This is a genomic window from Providencia sp. PROV208 (genome assembly GCF_028479465.1).
Lineage (GTDB): Bacteria > Pseudomonadota > Gammaproteobacteria > Enterobacterales > Enterobacteriaceae > Providencia > Providencia alcalifaciens.
Genome location: NZ_JAMPNS010000015.1, coordinates 22928 through 45868, shown reverse-complemented (window position 1 = coordinate 45868; position 22941 = coordinate 22928). Strand labels below are relative to the sequence as shown.

The window sequence follows — 22941 nt, the reverse complement described above, 5'->3', positions numbered from 1 at the left end:
AGGCTGGTAGGCATCAATACATTTATCTCATACTACCAGCCTCTATTTCTCACTGTAACGCAGTGCATCAATCAATAATGCAAACGCGGGAGGGTGCTGCTTTCGACTTGGATAATAAAGATAATAGCCTGAAAAAGCGGGGCTCCAATCACTTAAAACGTGGATCAGCTTTCCTGATTTGACAGACTCTTGGATGGTATCCTCGGGGACACAAGCAATACCAAACCCAGACAGCGCCACATCAATTCGCTCTGATAATAGATTAAAGGTGAGCTGTCCTTCCACTCTAACGCGTAACGATTTTCCTTCTTTCTCAAATTCCCAATGATACAATCCCCCCGCAGTAGGCAGTCGCATATTGATGCAACGATGATGCTGTAAATCATGAGGTGTTCGTGGTATGCCTTGAGAATCGAAATATCCCGGTGAACCAACAATCGCTAGTCGCATATCAGGGCCAATCTTAACGGCGACCATGTCCTTATCAACACTTTCCCCTAGACGTATCCCTGCATCAAAACCTTCATCGACAATATTAACAAACCCATTATCAACCACCAATTCGACATTAATCTCAGGGTATGCACGTAGAAATGGTTTGAGTTTGGGACAAAGAAGACTGCGTGCTGCATGCTCCCCCGTTGAAAGGCGGATATTGCCAGATGCGGCACCATTAAGCTGAATGATTGCCTCTAACTCGTGATTAAGGTCAGCCAGTCGAGGTTCAAGACAAGCGATAATCTTTTCCCCCATTTCTGTTGCCGCGACACTGCGTGTGGTGCGTGTTAAGAGCCGTGCATTTAAACGTTCTTCCAATGCTTTTACTGCATGGCTCAAAGCGGATTGAGAAACGCCCAGTTTAGCCGCAGCTTTGGTAAAGCTTCTCTCCCTCGCAACAGCAAAAAAAATCTGCAATTCATTAAAGTTATCTTTGAGCATGATGTATTCCTTTTGTATTTTTACGATTAGAGTCCTTTCTAGCAAGCTATTTCACCATGATGTAAATATACATTATGGTAAATATTATTTTTATGTTCATAACCTATTTTTAAAGATAAGTCTTTCATATCTTTATTATTAATTTGCGATGTTTATGAAAAAACACTTATAACCTAATGGAGTTTTTAACTTACGTGACGATACACTAAGACTCAATGCATGAATAATGAATTATGTCTGCTTTTGGCGCAAAGCAGCCCACCAAACTAGATGTTCATCACCGCCATCCAGATTCAAATCCAAGCGAGTACAATTTTTGGGTGGAGATAATCTCTGCCCTGTATTGTGTCTTCAACCGATCACCAACCTACTACTAACCATTTTCACTTAAACGAACTAATCTTCGACAAACTCTCCCGCCCCCTGCTTTCTGTCATTATTTTATTGCAAATAAGTGGTATCCTTATAACAGCGCTAAGTAATTAATTTTCTAATTGATACTTTCGCCATAAATAGTTTTATAATTAACAACAATCGAGGTGTTTTATGACGACCGGGCAAGCTCATCTGTTTAAGTTGCGCCCACTTGAGCGTGAAGACTTAGCGTTCATCCACCAGCTGGACAATAATGCCAACATTATGCGTTATTGGTTCGAAGAGCCTTATGAGGCATTCGTTGAACTCAGTGATCTTTACGATAAACATATTCATGACCAATCCGAGCGCCGCTTTATTGTCGAATATGACAGTGAAAAAGTGGGTTTAGTCGAGTTGGTTGAAATTGATTATGTTCACCGTCGTTCTGAATTCCAGATTATCATTGCACCCCGCCACCAAGGCAAAGGGTATGCAAGTCGCGCGGCAAAACTGGCAATGGACTACGCCTTTTCAGTGCTAAATTTATACAAACTTTATCTGATTGTAGATAAAGAAAATGTCAAAGCTATCCATATTTATAATAAACTTGGTTTCCACACAGAAGGCGAGCTTATTGATGAGTTTTTCGTGAATGGTCGCTACCACACCGCAATCCGTATGTGTGTGTTCCAGCACCAATATTTCGCCATGAAACAGCAGTCTGAAAACGCGTAAGCTGCCATCACAGCGCTGCGATAGAAGTCAACGGTGATAATTAGTTTTTATCAGCATTAACCAGTCGAATACGGAGCAACAATGTCCCAAGAACGTCTCTATCATGAAAAAGAGCTCAGCTGGCTCTCTTTTAACGAACGAGTTCTCCAAGAGGCCGCAGATAAGCGTAACCCTTTGATTGAACGAATGCGTTTTTTGGGCATTTACTCCAATAACTTAGATGAATTCTATAAAGTTCGTTTTGCAGATGTTAAGCGCCGTATTTTGATCAATGAAGAACGCGGCTCAGCCAGTGGCGCACGCCATCTTCTCAAACGCATTCAGTCCAAAGTTGCTAAGCAAGAGCAAGAGTTTGACGTACTTTATAATGAGCTACTGCTTGAAATGGCGCGCAACCAAATTTTCTTAATTAACGAACGTCAAATTTCGCCTCGTCAGCAAATCTGGTTACGCCAATACTTTCGGCAGAATCTACGTCAACATATCACACCAATTTTAATCAATCGTGATACTAACTTGGTCGAGTTTCTCAAAGACGATTACACTTACCTCGCCGTTGAAATTATTAATGGGACTGAAGTGCAATATGCCTTATTAGAAATTCCTTCCGATAAAGTACCGCGCTTTGTGAATCTACCACCAGAAATGCCGAAGCGCCGTAAATCAATGATCCTCATTGATAATATCCTGCGTTATACCCTTGATGAAATTTTCAAAGGCTTTTTTGATTACGATAAACTCAACGCCTATTCCATGAAAATGACCCGTGATGCGGAATATGATATCGCTACGGAAATGGAATCCAGTCTGCTGGAAATCATGTCATCGACCTTGAAGCAGCGCTTAACTGCAGAACCGGTTCGCTTTGTGTATCAACGTGATATGCCCGATGAAATGGTCGCCTTGTTACGAGAAAAATTGGGATTATCGAGTGATGACTCGGTGATTGCTGGTGGTCGTTACCATAATTTTAAGGATTTTATTAACTTCCCAAATGAAGGAAATAAAAACCTTCTCAACAAACCATTACCCCGCCTTCGCCATCGCTGGTTTGATAATTTCCGTAACGGATTTGATGCCATTCGCGAGCGCGATGTGTTGCTCTACTACCCGTATTACACGTTCGAGCATACATTAGAACTGTTGCGCCAAGCATCGTTTGACCCGAATGTGTTATCCATCAAAATCAATATTTACCGTGTCGCAAAAGACTCTCGCATTATCGACTCCGTGATCCACGCAGCCCACAATGGTAAAAAAGTGACCGTGGTCGTGGAGCTGCAAGCACGTTTTGATGAAGCTGCCAATATTCACTGGGCAAAACGCCTCACTGAAGCGGGTGTCCATGTTATTTTCTCCGCGCCGGGACTGAAAATTCACGCTAAGCTATTTATTATCTCCCGCATGGAAGAAGGGCAAATTGTTCGTTATGCCCATATCGGTACTGGTAACTTTAACGAAAAAACGGCTCGCCTCTACACCGACTACTCATTACTCACCTGCAATGAGCAAATCACCAATGAAGTGCGCCGCGTGTTTAGTTTTATTGAAAACCCGTATCGTCCGGTGACTTTCGATAATTTGATGGTCTCTCCACAGAATACTCGAACCAAGATTACCGAATTAATCGACCAAGAGATTGCCAATGCACTCGCGGGTTTACCTAGCGGCATTACACTAAAAATCAACAATCTGGTGGATAAAGAACTGACCGACAAACTGTACGATGCCTCTAATGCCGGCGTGAAAATTCGCTTGCTAGTTCGGGGTATGTGCTCCCTCGTTTCAGGGCAACAAGGCTATAGCGAAAACATCCAAGTCACCAGTGTGGTCGATCGTTTCTTAGAGCACGACCGCGTCTATGTCTTTACCAACGCAGGAGATGAAAAAGTGTTTATCTCCTCAGCAGATTGGATGACACGCAACATTGACTACCGTATCGAGGTCGCCGTCCGTTTAGTGGACCCGCGCCTGAAACAGTTAGTCTTAGACATCCTCGAATTACAGTTCAGCGATACCGTCAAAGCCCGTTTTGTTGACAAAGAACTCAGTAATCATTATGTTCCTCGCGGCAATAAGCGCAAAATTCGCGCTCAATTAGCTGTCTACGAATTTTTAAAAGCACTCGAAATGCCTGAAACAAGAGCTTGATACTATGCCAATTGCTAATTCATCTACGCCAAGACCGCAAGAAATTGCGGCGATTGACTTGGGTTCAAACAGCTTTCACATGGTTATTGCGCGTATCGTCAATGGGGCATTACAAGTTTTAACCCGCTTAAAAAAACGCGTTCACCTCGCGGATGGACTGAGTGATACTAATGAACTCAGTGAAGAAGCCATGGAGCGAGGGCTGGCGTGCCTATCGTTATTTGCCGAGCGTTTACAAGGTTTTACGCCAGAGAACGTCTGCATTGTCGGCACCCATTCACTACGGGTCGCCACCAACGTTGAAGAATTTTTACGCCGCGCCAAAGCTATCATGCCTTATCCTATTGAGATCATTTCAGGGCAAGAAGAAGCGCGCCTGATTTTCATGGGCGTTGAACACACCCAACCAGAAAAAGGTCGCAAATTAGTCATCGATATTGGCGGTGGTTCAACGGAGCTAGTGATCGGCGAAAAGTTTGAGCCGATTTTAATTGAAAGCCGTCGCATGGGCTGCGTTAGTTTTGCGCGTCAGTATTTTCCAAACGAAACCATTTCACCCGAAAATTTCAATCGCGCTTATTTAGCCGCCTGCTTAAAACTTGAAAGTACCGCGACACTATTTAAGAAACAGGTTTGGGACGTGGCAATGGGGGCATCCGGTACTATCAAAGCTGCCCATGCGGTCATTATGGAAATGGGGGAGCGTGACGGTATCATTACCCGTGAGCGCCTCGAAAAAATCAAACAGATGGCTCTGAAGTACAAAACGTTCCGTTCATTAGAGATCCCAGGTCTTTCTTCTGATAGAAAACAAGTATTTGTACCCGGCTTAGCCATTTTAATTGCTGTTTTTGATTCTTTAGAAATCAAGGAATTACGTCTTTCTGATGGTGCCTTACGTGAAGGTGTACTCTATGAAATGGAGGGTCGCTTTCGGCACCAAGATATTCGGCAGCGTACTGCACTCAGCCTTGCTGAGCACTATAATATTGATCGAGAACAAGCCCGACGGGTTTTGAAAACCATGGAAGAGCTGTATTATCAGTGGCGCCAGCAGAACCCCAAACAAGCCAACCCGCAATTAGAATCTATTTTAATTTGGGCGGTTATGCTGCATGAGGTGGGATTAAGCATTAACCATAGTGGGATGCACCGCCACTCCGCGTATATCTTACAAAACACCAATTTACCGGGATTTAGCCAAGAACAACAGTTGCTATTATCCACATTAGTACGCAACCATCGCCGCGCTATCAAGTACGATGAAATTCCAAAGTTTAACCTGTTTAAACGCAAACAATTTATGCCGTTGATTCAGATTTTGCGCTTATCCATCCTATTGAATAATCAGCGCCAATCAACGACAACCCCATCGTCTATGCGCATTGAAACTGACGATGGACATTGGACACTTTTTTTACCCGCACAGTATCTCGCACACAACGCGTTAATGTTGCTTGATCTTGAAAAAGAAAGTGCCTATTGGGAAGAGGTTCCGGGCTGGAAACTCACTATTTGCGCAGAAAATGAGCCATAACGTTTTACCACTAAGAAAAATAGAAACAAATAAATAGCGATTTGCGGTCAGTATTGTTTTGTTCTTCTTATTCGAAATATGAACCGATTTGATATTTTTTCGGGATCAGCGACAATACTGGGTAGATGTTTCGTCACCTCGCAGGCGAATTAATTTAAAGCGCTTCGGCGCCGAATGGTTTAAGGATTAACATGTCACAAACTGCTTTTTCAACTGATGCGGCAACAATAATCAATCCGCATTCACAAAGACTGGCGTATATCCGCCAGCAAATACTGACGTTATTCATGGAAGACGAAGAGTTTGTCCATGCTCTTATCGAGAAAGACCAACACGTCAGTATGGATGATAAAGCATTTAGTGAAAAAATTAGTGCTGTCAAAGAACTGCTCATTGATCTCCACACCGCTGATATCGCCGATATTCTTGAGATGCTGCCTTACGATGAGCGTCTCGCTCTATGGCGCTTAGTTGACAATAACGAACGTGGTGAAGTGTTAGTTGAAGCGTCGGTGTCAGTCTGGGATAGCCTAATTAAAGATATGTCAGACCGAGAGCTGCTGCGAGCAGTAGCGGGTTTACATGTCGATGAACAAGCTTATATCGCCGAACATTTGCCGCGCGATACCATGCGCCGCCTACTGACCTATTTAGATCCAAGCTTACGAAGCCGTATTCGCGAAGTTCTGCAATATGCTAAAGACAGCGTTGGGCAGATGATGGATTTCGAATTCGTCACCGTCCGTTCCAATGTCACACTAAAAACAGTACAACGCTATCTCCGTCAACGTGGAAAAATACCTGAAGCGACAGATAAAATTTTCGTTGTCGACAAAGACAATTACCTACAAGGTGAATTGCCGCTAACCACCATTTTGATTCAAGCACCAGAACGTATTGTTGCTGATGTCATGAAAACGGATACCGTCACCTTTTTGCCCGATGAAAAAGGTGAAGACGCCGCAAGCGCGTTCGAACGTTACGACTTAATTTCCGCTGCCGTCGTCGACAGTAATGGGTTACTTATGGGGCGACTCACGGTTGAAGATATCGTTGATAATATTAGCGAAGAAAATGACAACAGCATTCGCCGTATGGGGGGGTTGAGTCCTGAAGAAGACGTATTCGCCCCTGTGGGTCAAGCGGTTAAAACACGTTGGACTTGGTTAGCCATTAACCTCTGTACCGCTTTCGTCGCTTCTCGTGTGATCGGCGTATTTGAAGATACTATTTCACAGCTCGTTGCCCTAGCCACTTTGATGCCAATCGTGGCAGGTATCGGTGGTAACACCGGGAACCAGACTATTACCATGATTGTGCGGGCAATTGCCTTACACCAAATCCAAAACGGTAGCTTCTCTTTCCTAATGCTTAGAGAGCTTGGCGTTGCCTTGATTAACGGTATTGTCTGGGGGGGGATCATGGGTGTTGTCACCTACTTACTCTACGGCGATCTCGCCATGGGTGCCGTCATGACGCTTGCGATGATACTGAACCTACTCATGGCTGCTATCATGGGCGTTCTTATCCCGTTGATTATGATTAAGATGGGTAAAGACCCTGCTATCGGCTCTAGCGTCATGATCACTGCAATTACTGATACTGGTGGTTTCTTTATTTTCTTAGGTTTAGCCACCCTGTTCTTAGTCTGATAACCTAGCCCGCATACTTCCCCTTATGAAAAGTATGCGGGTTTATAAAAATCCATTTTTTTTCTAAAAACCTCTCAAATACACCAAAACACGAATCTGAAACAACTCAAACAGACGTGTATTATTTATATAAATAGCCTTATCCCCTGTTAAATAATTATATTCTTTTACTGATAAGATTTATTAATATTAATTAATTTCTTACCAAATAGATCCCTGTTCTTTTATTTATTGCTTTTTTTGTCCTTATTTTTTCGCTTCAAATATACAATCGTCTGTAATTATTATTTTATTAATATCATATCGTGACATTTGATTATCACTCGGAATACATATTCAACCTTTGGAAACTAAATAGAATCTTATGCTTGTTTTAAGGGTGGCAGTTTACAGAATATGAAACTTTCTGCTATAAATGAAGGCACGTTAGAGATACAGAGTATTACCTAGGTTTATTTTCCCTCGTTTTATCTCTCTTATCCTTTGCTAAATAATATTAATTACTTCGCTATTTAACGTACCTATTATTACAAATAACCCCATCGCGCTAATATTGAAATGTTGTGTATTTAGAAGGACAGAATTATGACATCGCAAACAACCAGCCAGCCCGCGGCTAGACCGTTGGGCAAAGAAGATTATAAAACATTGGGCTTATCCTCATTAGGTGGCACATTAGAATTTTATGATTTCGTTATTTTCGTCTTTTACGCGAAAATTATTTCCCAACTCTTTTTCCCGGGTGATAATGAATTTCTCGCACTAATGGCGACACTGGGTCTGTTTGCTGCAGGTTACCTTGCTCGCCCATTGGGCGGTATTATCATGGCTCACTTTGGCGACAAAATCGGTCGTAAGAAAATGTTTACTTTAAGTATTTTCTTAATGGCCTTCCCAACATTTATTATTGGTTTCTTGCCTACATTTGAAACCATTGGTGCCGCTGCACCACTGTTACTGTTATTAATGCGCATCATGCAAGGTGCGGCTATCGGTGGTGAAATGCCGGGTGCGTGGGTGTTCATTGCCGAACATACCCCAAAACAACGTTATGGATTAGGTGTTGGCACGTTAACTTCCGGGATCACCGGTGGGATTTTACTGGGATCTATCGTTGCCATTATCATTGAACGCTCTTATACCACTCAAGAAGTGCATGATTTTGCTTGGCGTATTCCATTTATTTTAGGCGGTATTTTTGGTTTTATCTCTGTGTATCTGCGTCGTTTCTTACAAGAAACGCCTATTTTCAAAGAGATGGTGGCTAAAAAAGCGTTAACCAAAGAATTGCCAGTAAAAACCGTGGTTAAATCCCATAAACAAGCTTGCATGATCACCGCTGCACTGACGTGGTCACTGTCTACCGCTATCGTTGTCACCATCTTGATGACGCCTGACGTGGTGTTAAAAGGTATTTATGGCATTGACCGTAACATGGCTTTGCAAGCCAACTGTGCGGCAACATTAACGTTAACTTTAGGCTGCATTTTCTGGGGTTGGTTAGGGGATAAAGCAGGAACGCGTACCTCAATGACGTTATCTTGGGGTGGATTAGCGGTCACAGCTATCTATTTCTACTCGACTTTATCATCCGATATTTCTGCGAGTACCTTAACGTTTAACTATGCATTAATGGGCTTCTTTGTGGGTGCAATTGCAACAACGCCAATTATCAGTACTCGTGCGTTCCCACCAGAAATTCGTTTCTCCGGCTTATCATTCGCCTATAACTTGGCTTATGCCGTATTTGGTGGATTAACCCCAATCTTAACGGGTGCATGGTTACAACAATCTCACATGGCACCAGCATACTATGTAGCAGGCGTTTCATTATTAGCCGTAGCGGTAGCCTTTATTCCACTGTCATGGAAAGGTTGGAGTGCAAATGAAACACAGCAAAATGAGAAAGCACCGGTTTTAAATACCAGTACAATTCAATAGTTATCGATTAGTCTAAACCAATAAAAGCCACCTTAATGGTGGCTTTTATTATTAATAATCACATAGTGTACTGAGTACAGTTTTTATCTAAATAATTGGATGGTGTCCCACAATTGGCATGCCATAGCCATATTTGATATTAATATCCCCAACAGTATTTGAGGTCATAATATCTGCCTGAGGAAAACTGCTTAAAGCAGAAGCGACCATTTCAGCTTGTGATGACCCGAAACAATCTGTGACTAGCGGATCAAAAGATTGTGCCTCATCAACCAATTGTTTCACCTTCATCTCGAGCGTTATTTCTTGTTCAATGTCTGGGCCAAGACAAGGCTCAGACAATGCAAACTTAGATTGTGGAGCTCCGAAATAACCTTTAACTAGCGGGTCAAAAGGTTGTACCCCATCAACCAATTTTTTGATCTTCATCTCGAGCGTTATTTCTTGTTCAAATTTTGGGCTAAGACAAGGCTCAGACAATGCAAACTCAGATTCAGAGACCCGCTCAAATAAATCAGTGGTATTCGATAAGTTCATCTATTAAATTCCTTTTAATGTAATTACTTATTAGCTACGATTATTGACTCTTTCTGCTGTGAGCCAATTCACTTTATAATCCCGACGCTAACTGCGCTAATTTTTTATTTATATACGCTTGATCAACTCATTTCTTAATCAAATTTAGCTCAGGTAATTCATTGAATTATTAGCTGAAGAATGATTTTTGTTTATATTGTATTATGTCCTAAACTTATTTAGCACTAACGCTGATTAAATAGGTACGTCACGGCAAGTAGATATACGCATACTCAGGACGTACATAAATTGACACTTATTCATAATTCCTCCATTTTTCTTTGTACCTATCAAGTTAAACTATTATTATGTCTAACTAACTCTTTTTCGTTAGTTTTTTAGCCTATAGCCTGACGGATTTTACCCACTCTTTTGAGTTAAGCGAATGACCCACCATGACGACACAGAAACGCCGTACAATTTGGACTCGATCTGCCCTGTTTGTTGCGATAATCGCAGTAGCTGGTACAACGTGGTATGTCTACCATAAAAATAATCAAAATGAAGTACCAACAACAGCGAGTGCAACACCGAGTGGACAAGCGAAAAAAGCAGGTGGAAGACCGTCTCGTCCCTTAGCCCCAGTGCAGTTTGCTACGGCACAAGAAAAAGTCGTTCCGCGTTTCTTATCCGGTTTAGGAACCGTGCAAGCCGCCAACATGGTGACGGTGACCAGCCGCGTTGAAGGTCAGTTAATGCACATCTACTTCACTGAAGGCCAATCCGTTAAAGCCGGTGATTTATTAGCACAAATTGACCCTCGCCCTTTCGAGGTTCAACTCGCTCAAGCAGAAGGTCAGTTGGCAAAAGATAAAGCCGCCTTAGCCAATGCCCGTTTAGATCTCACTCGCTACCAAAAACTCGCAGGTACTAAAGTCATTTCGCAACAAGAGCTGGATAATCAACGTGCCACGGTTTTACAGGCAGAAGGCAGTATTAAAGTTGACCAAGCTGCCGTCGACAATGCCAAACTGCAGCTGACTTACAGCAAAATCACTGCCCCTATTGCTGGACGGGTGGGTTTAAAACAGGTTGATGTTGGTAACTTTATCTCTTCGGGTACTTCCACCCCTATTGTCGTGATCACCCAAACACAACCTGCCGACGTTCTATTCGCCTTACCTGAAGGCGATATTCCCGCCATACAGCAAGCACAAGCTGCGGGTAAAAAAGTGCTGATTGAAGCGTGGGATCGCAACAATATTGCTATGATTGCCCAAGGGGAATTACTGAGTACCGACAACCAAATTGACCCCGCAACAGGCACACTCAAAATTAAAGCACGCTTTACCAACGAAGAGCAAAAGCTGTTTCCGAACCAATTTGTCAACGTCAAAATGCAAGTAGAAACGTTACAAAATGCAGTCGTTATCCCAACCGCCGCCCTGCAAATGGGGAATGAAGGGCACTACGTTTGGGTTCTGAATGATGAAGGTACCGTCGCGAAGCATCTTGTCACCGTAGGTATTCAAGACAGTCAGCAAGTGGTCATTGAAAGTGGGTTATCCGCCAATACCAAAGTCATCACCGATGGGGTTGATAAGCTCACGGATGGCGCGAAGGTGGAGGTTGTTAATGCGTCATCCATCGAGAAAAAGTCCGCTTCCGTAGAGAGAAAACCTCGCAATAGTGCGGAGAAAGCCTAATGCAGCCTGAATCCCTTAAAGGCGGAGGTCCGTCTCGCCTCTTTATTCTGCGTCCAGTGGCGACCACATTATTTATGGTGGCAATCTTACTGGCAGGGATCATCGGCTACCGTTTTTTACCTGTTTCTGCATTGCCCGAAGTTGACTATCCAACAATCCAAGTCGTCACTCTGTATCCGGGGGCCAGCCCTGACGTCATGACATCGGCGATCACCGCTCCGTTGGAAACACAATTTGGTCAAATGTCTGGCTTACAGCAAATGTCATCACGCAGCTCTGGTGGCGCGTCGGTGATCACGCTCATGTTCCAGCTCTCGCTCCCTTTAGATGTTGCAGAGCAAGAAGTCCAAGCGGCAATTAACTCTGCCACCAGCTTATTACCCTCTGATTTACCGTATCCACCGATTTACAATAAAGTGAATCCTGCGGATCCCCCTGTCTTAACGTTAGCCGTCACCTCCGATGCCATGCCGCTGACTCAAGTACAAGATATTATTGAAACTCGCGTTGCGCAGAAAATATCTCAAGTAACGGGTGTCGGTTTGGTTACCTTAGCCGGTGGGCAGCGCCCTGCTGTCCGCGTGAATCTTAATCCCCAAGCCATGGCGGCTAAAGGGCTAGATAGCGAAACGATTCGTACCGCGATTAATAACGCTAACGTCAACTCCGCAAAAGGGAGCTTTGATGGTCCAACTCGTGCGGTAACTTTATCTGCCAATGACCAAATGAAGTCGCTTGATGATTATCGCAAGCTGATTGTGGCATTCCAAAATGGCGCGCCTGTACGTCTTGGTGATATTGCAACTATCGAACAAGGAGCAGAAAACGCTTACCTCGGTGCATGGGCAAATAGCCAGCAAGCGATTGTCATCAATGTTCAGCGCCAGCCCGGCGCTAACGTCATTAGCACCACAGACACCATTCGTGCCTTACTGCCTGAGCTCATTGAAAGTCTGCCAGCCTCCGTCAACGTGGATATTTTAACGGACCGCACCAGTACGATACGCGCCTCCGTGAATGATGTTCAATTTGAATTGATGCTTGCCATCGCCCTTGTAGTCATGGTGATTTACCTGTTCCTGCGCAATGGTATCGCGACATTGATCCCCGGTATTGCCGTACCGCTATCCCTCGTCGGCACCTTTGCGGTGATGTATTTCTGTGGTTTCTCTGTCAATAACCTGACGTTAATGGCACTCACCATCGCAACGGGATTTGTCGTCGATGATGCCATCGTGGTGATTGAAAATATCTCCCGTTATCTTGAACAAGGCGATAAGCCTGTCGTTGCGGCATTAAAAGGCGCCGGAGAAATCGGCTTCACCATTATTTCGCTGACGTTTTCATTGGTTGCCGTGCTGATCCCACTGCTGTTTATGGGAGACATTGTCGGGCGTCTATTCCGTGAATTTGCGATCACCTTGGCGGTGGCGATTTTGATCTCTGCCGTGGTATCCCTCACACTCACCCCAATGATGTGTGCTCGCTTACTCAAGCCAGAATCCCAGCATAAACATAACCGTTTTGAAATCGCCTGCGAGCACTTTTTTGAATGGATGATTGCGGGCTATGGAGTATGGTTAAAACGCGTTCTTAACCACCAATGGCTAACACTGTGTGTCGCACTAGGAACCTTGGTGCTGACTGTGCTGCTGTATATGTGGATCCCGAAAGGTTTCTTCCCACTGCAAGATAGCGGTATTATTCAGGGCACTATTGAGAGTCGCCAATCCATTTCATTTGCGGCTATGTCGAAAAAACAGCAAGAAGTGGCGGGAATTATTCTGTCCGACCCTGCCGTTGAAAACGTCACCACCTATGTGGGAATCGATGGCAATAATGCCACGCTAAATAATGCCCGTATTCAAATCACATTGAAGCCCCTTGATGAACGTGATGACCGAGTACCCACCATTATTCCCCGTCTACAGCAAGCCACTAGCAATGTTGCGGGTGTGAACCTCTATCTGCAACCTTCGCAAGATTTAACCATTGATACGCAAGTTTCTCGTACTCCGTATCAATTTACACTGCAAGCCGGCTCCCTCGATGAGCTCAGCACTTGGGTACCAAAGTTAATTGAAGCGCTCAATCAACAACCCGAACTTGTGGATGTCAGTAGTGACTGGCAAGACAAAGGGTTAGTCGCCTATGTGAATGTGGATCGTGATACCGCAAGTCGTTTTGGCATTACGATGTCAAATATCGATAATGCCCTGTATAACGCCTTTGGTCAGCGCATGATCTCGACTATCTATACCCAAGCGAATCAGTATCGCGTTATTTTAGAGCATAACACCCAAACCCGTGATGGAATGGATGCACTTAATGATATTCGCCTGAAAGGGACGGATGGCGCCATGGTGCCGCTCAACACCTTAGTGAATATTCAAGAAGGTTATGGCCCTCTCGCCATCAATCACCTTGATCAGTTCCCTTCTGTCACGTTTTCTTTCGATGTCGCAGAGGGCTCTTCATTAGAGTCCGCAGTTAACGCGGTTAAGCTGGCAGAAAAAAACATTGCCATGCCAAAATCCATCACCACGCAATTCCAAGGGGCAACACTCGCCTTTGAAGCGGCATTGAGTAGCACAGTTTGGCTTATTTTTGCCGCGATCATCGCCATGTATATCGTGTTGGGCATTCTGTATGAAAGCTTTATTCATCCAATCACTATATTATCCACTCTGCCAACCGCTGGAGTCGGGGCGCTACTTGCCTTAATGATGGCAGGAAATGAGCTAGATGTAATAGCCATCATCGGTATTATTTTGCTGATCGGAATTGTGAAAAAGAACGCCATTATGATGATTGACTTTGCGCTTGCTGCTGAGCGTGAACAAGGTTTATCCCCATATGATGCGATTTATCAGGCCTGTTTACTGCGTTTTCGTCCAATCTTGATGACCACGATGGCTGCCTTATTAGGTGCATTACCGTTAATGTTAAGCACGGGTGTGGGTGCGGAATTACGCCAACCGTTGGGAGTCTGTATGGTCGGTGGACTGATCATGAGCCAAATTTTGACGCTCTTCACCACCCCAGTGATCTACCTGATGTTTGACCGCTTAGCCCATCGCTTTAATCGTCGTGAGCGCAAGGCACAGGAGTCTTAATGAAACGCTTCTTTGCTTTATTCATCAGCCGTCCGGTGGCAACCACCTTAATCAGTGTTGCCATTACCTTATGCGGTGCATTGAGCTTTCTATTTTTACCTGTGGCGCCCCTGCCACAGGTCGACTACCCAGTAATAAGAGTGTCAGCGTCACTTCCCGGTGCATCACCAGAAACAATGGCATCCTCGATTGCGACCCCACTTGAGCGTTCACTCGGCAGTATCGCAGGCTTAAATGAGATGACATCCAGCAGCTCGTTAGGGAGTACCACTATCACCTTAGAGTTCGATCTCACAAAAGATATCAATAATGCCGCCCGTGAAGTACAAGCTGCATTGAATGCAGCGCAAAACCTATTACCTAGCGGCATGCCAAGCCGCCCGCGTTACTATAAATCGAACCCGTCTGATGCCCCCATTATGATTTTAACGCTCACATCAAATACCCTAAGCACTGGGGAAATGTACGATGTGGCATCGACACGCTTAGCACAACGTATTGCACAAATTGAAGGTGTCAGTGAAGTGACTGTGGGTGGTGGCTCCCTGCCCGCAGTACGAGTGGAACTCAACCCCACGGCATTATTCAATCAAGGGGTTTCTCTGGATGCAGTCCGCTCTGCAATCAGTAGCGCCAATGTGCGTCAACCCCAAGGTTATATCAATAACCCAGATAACCGATACCAAGTTCAGACCAATGATGAACTGAAAAAAGCAGCAGATTATCGCCCGATTATTGTCCATTACAGTAACGGTAATGCCGTTAAACTCAGTGATGTGGCAACGGTAAAAGATTCGGTACAAAACGTACGAGCTGCGGGAATGTCCAGTGGTGAACCTGCGATCCTCATTATTATTCGTCGAGAAGCGGGTGCCAATATCATTGAGACTGTAAAACGCATTCGTGAAGAAATACCTGAATTTAAGGACATGATCCCTGCCGCCATCGATCTTCAAGTCGCACAAGATAGAACGCCGACCATTAAAGCCTCCCTTGCGGAAGTAGAAAGGGCATTAATGATTGCGATCGCGCTTGTTATTCTCGTCGTGCTGCTCTTTTTACGCTCTGGTCGTGCCACGCTTATTCCGGCTATTGCCGTGCCTGTTTCGCTAATAGGCACATTTACTGCAATGTATTTATGCGGATTTAGCCTCAATAACCTATCACTCATGGCGCTGACCGTTGCAACCGGCTTTGTGGTGGACGATGCCATTGTGGTCTTGGAGAACATTTCACGGCATATCGAAAATGGTCGCAAGCCCTTTATTGCCGCCATTAAAGGGGTTTCTGAAGTGGGTTTTACCGTTGTCTCCATGAGTATTTCTTTAGTCGCCGTGTTTATTCCTTTACTCCTGATGGACGGGCTAGTCGGGCGCTTATTCCGGGAATTCGCCATCACACTCTCGACCGCTATTGGGATTTCATTGGTCATTTCCCTCACATTAACCCCGATGATGTGTGCACATTTACTGAAAAAGAGAGGTGATAAAGTTAATGCTAAGCGCCAAGGCTTTGGTCGAGTGCTTATTCGGCTACAAGAAAGTTACGGCGTCACGTTAAATTGGGTGCTTTCTCATCGACGCAGTGTATTAGCCGTATTAATTGCAACTATTGGTTTAAATGTTTATCTGTATATTTCAATTCCTAAAGCCTTTTTCCCAGAACAAGATACTGGGCGGTTACTGGGTTTTGTCCGTGCAGACCAAAGCATCTCATTCCAGTCAATGAAGCAAAAAATGACGAGCTTTATGCAGCAAGTAAAAGCGGATCCTGCCGTGGATAGCGTCACTGGATTTACGGGCGGCAGCCGCGTCAACAGTGGCTCTATGTTTATCTCCTTAAAGCCACTGGATGAGCGCAAAGAGAGTGCTAACAGCGTGATTAACCGCTTGCGCATGAAACTGGCGAAAGAACCCGGTGCCAACTTATTTATGATGCCCGTGCAAGATATCCGCGTGGGAGGACGTCAATCCGAAGCTAGCTATCAATTTACCCTGTTAGCCGATGAGCTGGATGCATTACGTTCATGGGAGCCCGCTATTCGCCGAGCTCTAGGGGATTTACCTCAGTTAACCGATGTGAACTCCGATAAAGAAGATAAAGGCGCGGAGATGGCATTAACCTATGACCGCGATTTGATGGCGCAACTGGGGATCGATGTGCGTGATGCGAACAATCTGCTCAACAATGCCTTTGGTCAGCGACAGATCTCCACTATCTATGAAGCGATGAACCAATATAAAGTGGTGATGGAAGTGGCACCCGAATATACACAAGACGTGAGCTCACTGGATAAAATGTTTGTGGTCAACAAACAGGGAGACGCCATTCCCCTTTCCTATTTTGCACGCTGGCAACCCGCCAATGCGCCGCTGAGTGTGAATCACCAAGGATTATCTGCCGCGTCCACCATCTCGTTTAACGTAGCGGATGGCTATACCTTAAATGATGCAATTGATGCCGTAGAAAAAACCATGACATCACTGGGTGTCCCCTCTACCGTACGAGGCACTTTTGCCGGAACCGCTCAGGTATTCCAAGAAACGTTAAAATCACAGTTATTTTTAATTTTAGCAGCAATTGTCACCGTCTATTTGGTATTGGGTATTTTGTATGAAAGCTATATTCACCCGCTTACGATTCTTTCCACCCTGCCTTCCGCAGGCGTGGGGGCATTATTAGCCCTTGAATTGTTTGATACGCCATTTAGCTTGATTGCTTTAATTGGGATTATGTTACTCATTGGGATTGTCATGAAAAATGCCATTATCATGGTGGACTTCGCGCTCCAAGCACAACGTAACGCCCACTTATCCGCTCGCGAAGCCATCTTACGCGCTAGCCTATTGCGTTTTCGCCCTATCGTCATGACCACGCTTGCAGCGATTTTTGGTGCACTCCCCTTGATGTTAGGCACCGGTGACGGCGCAGAACTACGTCAGCCCTTGGGGATCGCCATCGTGGGCGGGTTAATCATGAGCCAGCTGTTGACCCTATTTACAACCCCCGTGGTGTACCTCAGTTTCGATAGCCTAAGACAGCGTTTCTCACGTTCAGCGCATTCTGTGCAGGAGAAAACCCATGAAGCTTAAACTTACCAGCCTCAGTACCCGTTTGTTCATCGCGATTTTTGCCACCTGTTTGCTGCTGGTTGTAATAATGCACCAAGGGGTGCGTATGGGATTTCAGCACGGCTTTATTGACTATATCAAAGAGAATGACCAACAACGTGCTGAGCTACTTTCCTCCGCACTCGCTGAACAATATGAGGAAGAGGGAAGTTGGCGATTTCTTGCGAGTGATGAGCGCATGTTTTTCCGTATTTTACGCAATGTTGATAACCAACATCAGAGTCCAGGTCCAGGTCCAGGTCCAGGTCCAGGTCCAGGGCATGGACATAAGCGTATGCGCGGAATGTTTTGGGTTTTTGATGCTAAAGACAACCTTATTTGGGGGCGAGAACGGCCTCCAGAGCAAGTGATCCGAGTTCCCGTAAAAACTAGCCAAGGGACAACGGTAGGCTGGCTGATTGCCAGCTATGAAAGTGGCATCAGTAATCAGTTAGACCAGCGTTTCGATACTCAACAGATGCATATTAGCTGGCTAATTGCAGGATTATCGCTATTTGTTGCACTGTTAGTTACCCTCTTTTTGGCTCGCGGATTCTTAAAGCCCATCAAGCGGTTATTGGAAGGCACTCACCAATTAGCAAAAGGCGATTTCAGTGCGCGGGTTTCAGAGGTTGGTCAAGATGAATTGGGACAGCTCGCCAAGGATTTTAATCACCTAGCTTCCACACTCGAAAAAAATGAGCAGATGCGCCGTGATTATATGGCCGATATCTCCCATGAACTACGCACCCCACTATCCGTCTTACGTGGTGAACTTGAAGCCGTGCAGGATGGTGTTCGCCAAGCGACTCCAGAAACCATAAACTCATTACTCAATGAAACACAGACGCTGATTAAGCTTGTCAATGACCTACACCAGCTCTCCTTATCCGATCGCGGTTCCTTGGTATATCGCATGCAATCCATCGATATTATTCCCATTATTGAGATGAATTTAGGGCAAGCTAAATGGCGCTTGGAGGATAGGCAGCTGGCGTTAGAAACTCAGTTTTCAGCCCATTCCCATCTATTCGCTGATCCTGATCGTATCAACCAGCTGTTTTATAATTTGATGGAAAACAGCCTGCGCTATACCGATCCTCACGGTAAAATTGCCGTCAACGTGAGCCAACATGAGCAACAATTAGTGATCACGTGGGAAGATAGCGCGCCGGGATTAAGTGTTGAACAATGCCAGCGTCTGTTTGAACGATTTTACCGTGTGGAAGTTTCTCGTAACCGTGCGAGTGGTGGCTCAGGTTTGGGGCTGGCGATTTGCTATAATATTGTCGAGGCCCATAACGGGACTATTTCTGCGGCACCATCCCCACTCGGTGGCGTGAAGATAACCATTCAACTTCCCATTGCGACGCAGGAGGAGCAATAGTGTCTTTGCCTGAATCCCCTTTATTGGGAGCCAATAGCGCCCATGTTCTGATTGTTGAAGATGAACCCAAACTTGGGCAGCTACTGTTTGATTATTTGCAAGCTGCTGGCTATGTTCCCGCCTTGCTGATGCGCGGCGATGAAGTCATCCCTTATGTGCAAAAGCACTTTCCTGACCTGATTTTATTAGATTTGATGTTACCGGGACTCGATGGTATTTCGGTCTGTCGTGAACTGCGTCAATTCAGTGACGTCCCCGTGATTATGGTGACAGCCAAAACGGAAGAAATTGACCGTTTATTAGGGTTAGAAATTGGTGCCGATGACTATGTTTGTAAGCCCTTTAGCCCGCGAGAAGTGGTTGCCCGCGTAAAAACGATTTTGCGTCGTTGCCAAAGAGTCCCTTCTTCTGCGGGAAGCCAAGAGACGCAGCTGGTTATCGATGAAAATGCCTTCCAAGTTCGTTATGGGGATAAATTACTGGAATTGACCCCCGCAGAATTTCGTCTGCTAAAGTTTTTGTCAGATAACGCAGGTACGGTGTTTTCTCGGGATCAATTACTGGACATTTTGTATGACGACCATCGCGTGGTCACCGACAGAACCATTGATAGCCACGTTAAAAATTTACGCCGTAAGCTGGAATCATTAGATAACGAAAAAACATTTATTCGCTCTATCTACGGTTTAGGCTATCGCTGGGACGATATCTAATTCAAGCCATTCCCTTGTAACAAAATTATAACCATATTTTTTACAAGGGAAATTTGGCATTCCCCGCATTTAGCGTTAAAATCCCCACCCTCGAATTTTTACACCATGCCATCCGGCATGGTGCTGACCTGACATCAGACTGAGAACTAACATGTTTACACCAGAATTATTATCCCCAGCAGGTTCCTTGAAGAACATGCGTTATGCGTTTGCTTACGGTGCCGATGCGGTATATGCCGGTCAACCTCGCTACAGCCTACGTGTGCGCAATAACGAATTTAACCATGAGAATCTCGCTAAAGGGATCAACGAAGCCCACGAACTTGGTAAAAAATTCTATGTGGTCGTCAACATTGCCCCGCATAACGCCAAGCTAAAAACGTTTATTCGCGACCTGACCCCCGTGATCGAAATGGGACCCGATGCACTCATTATGTCCGACCCAGGACTTATCATGATGGTGCGTGAAGCATTCCCAGATATGGATATTCACTTATCGGTTCAAGCAAACGCCGTCAACTGGGCTTCCGTCAAATTCTGGAAACAAATGGGATTAACCCGCGTCATTTTATCTCGCGAGCTCTCCTTGGAAGAAATTGCAGAGATCCGCCAGCAAGTCCCTGAAATTGAGCTTGAAGTCTTTGTACACGGTGCACTGTGTATGGCATATTCAGGGCGATGCCTGCTTTCTGGCTATATTAATAAACGCGACCCGAACCAAGGAACCTGCACCAATGCATGCCGTTGGGAATATAAAGTCCAAGAAGGTAAAGAAGACGACGTGGGCAACATCGTGCATATGCATGAGCCTATCCCAGTGAAAAATGTTGCACCTACACTGGGTGAAGGTGCGCCAACTGATAAAGTGTACATGATTGAAGAAACGATGCGCCCAGGCGAATACATGACCGCCTTTGAGGATGAGCATGGTACGTATATCATGAACTCCAAGGACTTACGCGCTATTGAGCACGTCGAGACACTGACTAAGATGGGTGTTCACTCACTGAAAATCGAAGGTCGTACTAAGTCATTCTATTATTGTGCACGTACAGCCCAAGTGTATCGTCGCGCTATTGATGATGCTGTTGCAGGTAAACCATTTGACCCGAGCCTGCTCTCTACGCTTGAAGGGTTAGCACACCGTGGCTATACCGAAGGTTTCTTACGCCGCCATACCCATGATGCTTACCAAACTTATGAGTATGGTTATTCTGTTTCAGATACTCAGCAATTTGTGGGTGAATTTACGGGTAACCGCGTGAATGGCTTAGCGGAAGTCGATGTTAAAAATAAATTTAGCGTCGGTGATAGCTTAGAGCTCATGACACCCGCGGGTAATATTGTCTTTACGCTGGATTCATTGACCAACCGCAAAGGCGAATCCGTGGATGTTGCGCCAGGTAATGGGCATGTGGTTTACCTACCAATTCCTGAAGATGTGGATGTTAATTTTGGTTTGTTAATCCGTAATTTGGCGGGAACGACAACCCGTGATCCTCATCAAGCTCAAGTCGAAAAAGCGTAATTTTCGGGTAGTGTAGCTTGCTATCCACTCACCACGTTTTCTGAATAAAAGCCCATGGTCGATGACGGTGGGCTTTTTCTTATGTTTTTGTGTAAAAAACGCTCATTTTGTGCTTTGTTTTAGTTGAGAATCATTCTCGTTATTGACAGTCTCACTAAAAAATGCACTCAATATCCAATTTTATGCAACAGATCACATCAATTGGTTATTCTATATCGTATAGTCACTCTCGAAAACGAAGAACTAGAAAGTCATAAATTAAGACTAGGAACCACCTCCTTGGCTGGCTCAATCTCCCTTGAGCTAGCCATTTCTTTTTTCTAGCCCCTAATATCCTTACCACCACCGATAAAAATGGTGCACGGGTCCGAAACCACTCCCAACCTCTAAGCTGTCTGCTTGTTCAAGGGCGCCCTGTAAATAAGCTTTAGCTTCAATGACTGTTTGTTGCCAATCAGCATAACGTGGTCGTAATGCAGCCAATGCCGCCGATAATGTACACCCTGTGCCATGAGTATTTTTAGTGTTAATACGTGGCGAAGTGAAACGCCATTCTCCTTCAGGCGTGATCAGCCAATCAGGGCTTTCAGTATCAATCAAGTGACCGCCTTTCATTAATACACATTGGCAGCCTAACTGTAATAACCGTTTCCCTTGATCACGCATTTGTTGCTCAGTTTGTGCCATGGGTTCATCCAGTAACACAGCCGCTTCCGGTAAATTGGGGGTAATCAATGAAACTAACGGCAATAGTTGCAACCTTAACGTCTCTACAGCATCCGGTAATAAAAGTGGATCACCACTTTTCGCAACCATCACGGTGTCCAGCACAACATAGGGAACAGGTGTTTTTTTCAAAGCTTCAGCAACGACATGTACATTATCGCGATTTGATAGCATACCAATCTTGGCTGCATCTATACGCACATCACTTAAAACAGATTCCAATTGAGCAGCAACAAACTCAGGAGGGATATTATGAACAGATTGAACGCCTCGCGTATTTTGTGCCACCAGCGCAGTCATCACACTGGTTCCATATGCACCGAGTGCGGAAAAGGCTTTAAGGTCAGCCTGAATACCCGCTCCGCCTGATGGGTCCGTTCCTGCAATCGTTAACGCATTCACTCTCATTAATGCCCTCCTTTGTCGTCAGAAAGATAATTCACCTTAGTAATATTACGTTTATTTTATTTTTTTAACTTAATTAAAATCATTAAGTTAAAAAAATAATCACTTAAAATGGATTGTCTCATATGCCATGCCAATTACTAGTGAATGATCCATTAAACTTAAAAATTAAATGCGATTAATTGTCATTTAAATGCAAATTTTTATTTTACTAAATTAATCATTGAATTACGTTAATCCATTTAATCAAACTTATCGATTTAGCAAATTGATTTTACGCACCTAATTGCACGCCCAATAGTCATTATCCTAATTTAACTATTTATTGCTGTCTTATTTAGCTTATCTTTATTAAAATAATTGATAATAGAATTATTACAATTGCGATAATGATGTGATCATTGTCAATGGCTACCATTACT

General features: G+C 44.6%; 13 protein-coding genes and 1 pseudogene. 11 read left to right on the top strand and 3 right to left on the bottom strand.

Features of this window, described 5'->3' with window-relative positions:
• Positions 1-42: 42 nt before the first annotated feature.
• A complete protein-coding gene (locus tag PR766_RS11645; RefSeq protein ID WP_154636549.1) occupies positions 43-939 on the bottom strand; it encodes a LysR family transcriptional regulator in 897 nt (298 codons plus the stop codon).
• A gap of 546 nt (positions 940-1485) precedes the next feature.
• Between PR766_RS11645 and speG the strand changes: the two genes are divergently transcribed.
• From speG to PR766_RS11620, 5 genes and pseudogenes are all read left to right on the top strand, one after another.
• Positions 1486-2031, top strand: a complete 546-nt coding sequence (speG, locus tag PR766_RS11640; RefSeq protein ID WP_006658911.1) for a spermidine N1-acetyltransferase — start codon at positions 1486-1488, stop codon at positions 2029-2031.
• 81 nt (positions 2032-2112) lie between these two features.
• Positions 2113-4182 (top strand): polyphosphate kinase 1, encoded by a 2070-nt coding sequence (ppk1, locus tag PR766_RS11635; RefSeq protein WP_036975609.1) that lies wholly within the window; start codon positions 2113-2115, stop codon positions 4180-4182.
• A 4-nt stretch (positions 4183-4186) separates the two neighbouring features.
• Positions 4187-5719 (top strand): exopolyphosphatase, encoded by a 1533-nt coding sequence (gene ppx / locus PR766_RS11630; protein ID WP_036961393.1) that lies wholly within the window; start codon positions 4187-4189, stop codon positions 5717-5719.
• A 371-nt stretch (positions 5720-6090) separates the two neighbouring features.
• A pseudogene (gene mgtE, locus PR766_RS11625) lies at positions 6091-7371 on the top strand (magnesium transporter); the annotation flags it as partial.
• A 585-nt stretch (positions 7372-7956) separates the two neighbouring features.
• Positions 7957-9312 carry an MFS transporter gene (locus PR766_RS11620; RefSeq protein ID WP_154636548.1) on the top strand — a complete coding sequence of 452 codons (1356 nt, stop codon included), beginning with the start codon at positions 7957-7959 and terminating at the stop codon, positions 9310-9312.
• An 87-nt stretch (positions 9313-9399) separates the two neighbouring features.
• On the opposite strand, the gene PR766_RS11615 is transcribed toward PR766_RS11620, so the two are convergent.
• Positions 9400-9849, bottom strand: a complete 450-nt coding sequence (locus PR766_RS11615) for a hypothetical protein (protein ID WP_036979434.1) — start codon at positions 9847-9849, stop codon at positions 9400-9402.
• Between the two features lie 434 nt (positions 9850-10283).
• Between PR766_RS11615 and PR766_RS11610 the strand changes: the two genes are divergently transcribed.
• The 6 genes from PR766_RS11610 to trhP all read left to right on the top strand — a co-directional run bounded on the left by PR766_RS11610 (position 10284) and on the right by trhP (position 21388).
• Positions 10284-11534, top strand: coding sequence for an MdtA/MuxA family multidrug efflux RND transporter periplasmic adaptor subunit (locus PR766_RS11610; protein WP_036979435.1), 1251 nt, complete (start codon positions 10284-10286; stop codon positions 11532-11534).
• A complete protein-coding gene (locus tag PR766_RS11605) occupies positions 11534-14650 on the top strand; it encodes an MdtB/MuxB family multidrug efflux RND transporter permease subunit (protein ID WP_036961383.1) in 3117 nt (1038 codons plus the stop codon). The genes PR766_RS11610 and PR766_RS11605 overlap by 1 nt, the downstream gene beginning before the upstream one ends.
• Positions 14650-17742 (top strand): multidrug efflux RND transporter permease subunit MdtC, encoded by a 3093-nt coding sequence (mdtC, locus tag PR766_RS11600; RefSeq protein WP_154636547.1) that lies wholly within the window; start codon positions 14650-14652, stop codon positions 17740-17742. Before PR766_RS11605 ends, mdtC begins: the two co-directional genes overlap by 1 nt.
• Positions 17732-19147 carry a two-component system sensor histidine kinase BaeS gene (gene baeS / locus PR766_RS11595; protein ID WP_154636546.1) on the top strand — a complete coding sequence of 472 codons (1416 nt, stop codon included), beginning with the start codon at positions 17732-17734 and terminating at the stop codon, positions 19145-19147. The genes mdtC and baeS overlap by 11 nt, the downstream gene beginning before the upstream one ends.
• On the top strand, positions 19147-19860 hold the full coding sequence (gene baeR, locus PR766_RS11590) for a two-component system response regulator BaeR (RefSeq protein WP_230086851.1): 714 nt from the start codon (positions 19147-19149) through the stop codon (positions 19858-19860). The genes baeS and baeR overlap by 1 nt, the downstream gene beginning before the upstream one ends.
• Before the next feature lie 151 nt (positions 19861-20011).
• Positions 20012-21388: a prephenate-dependent tRNA uridine(34) hydroxylase TrhP gene (gene trhP / locus PR766_RS11585; protein ID WP_154636545.1), complete on the top strand. Its 1377-nt coding sequence runs from the start codon at positions 20012-20014 to the stop codon at positions 21386-21388.
• A 336-nt stretch (positions 21389-21724) separates the two neighbouring features.
• On the opposite strand, the gene thiD is transcribed toward trhP, so the two are convergent.
• Positions 21725-22522 (bottom strand): bifunctional hydroxymethylpyrimidine kinase/phosphomethylpyrimidine kinase, encoded by a 798-nt coding sequence (gene thiD / locus PR766_RS11580; protein ID WP_154636544.1) that lies wholly within the window; start codon positions 22520-22522, stop codon positions 21725-21727.
• Between the last annotated feature and the right edge of the window lie 419 nt (positions 22523-22941).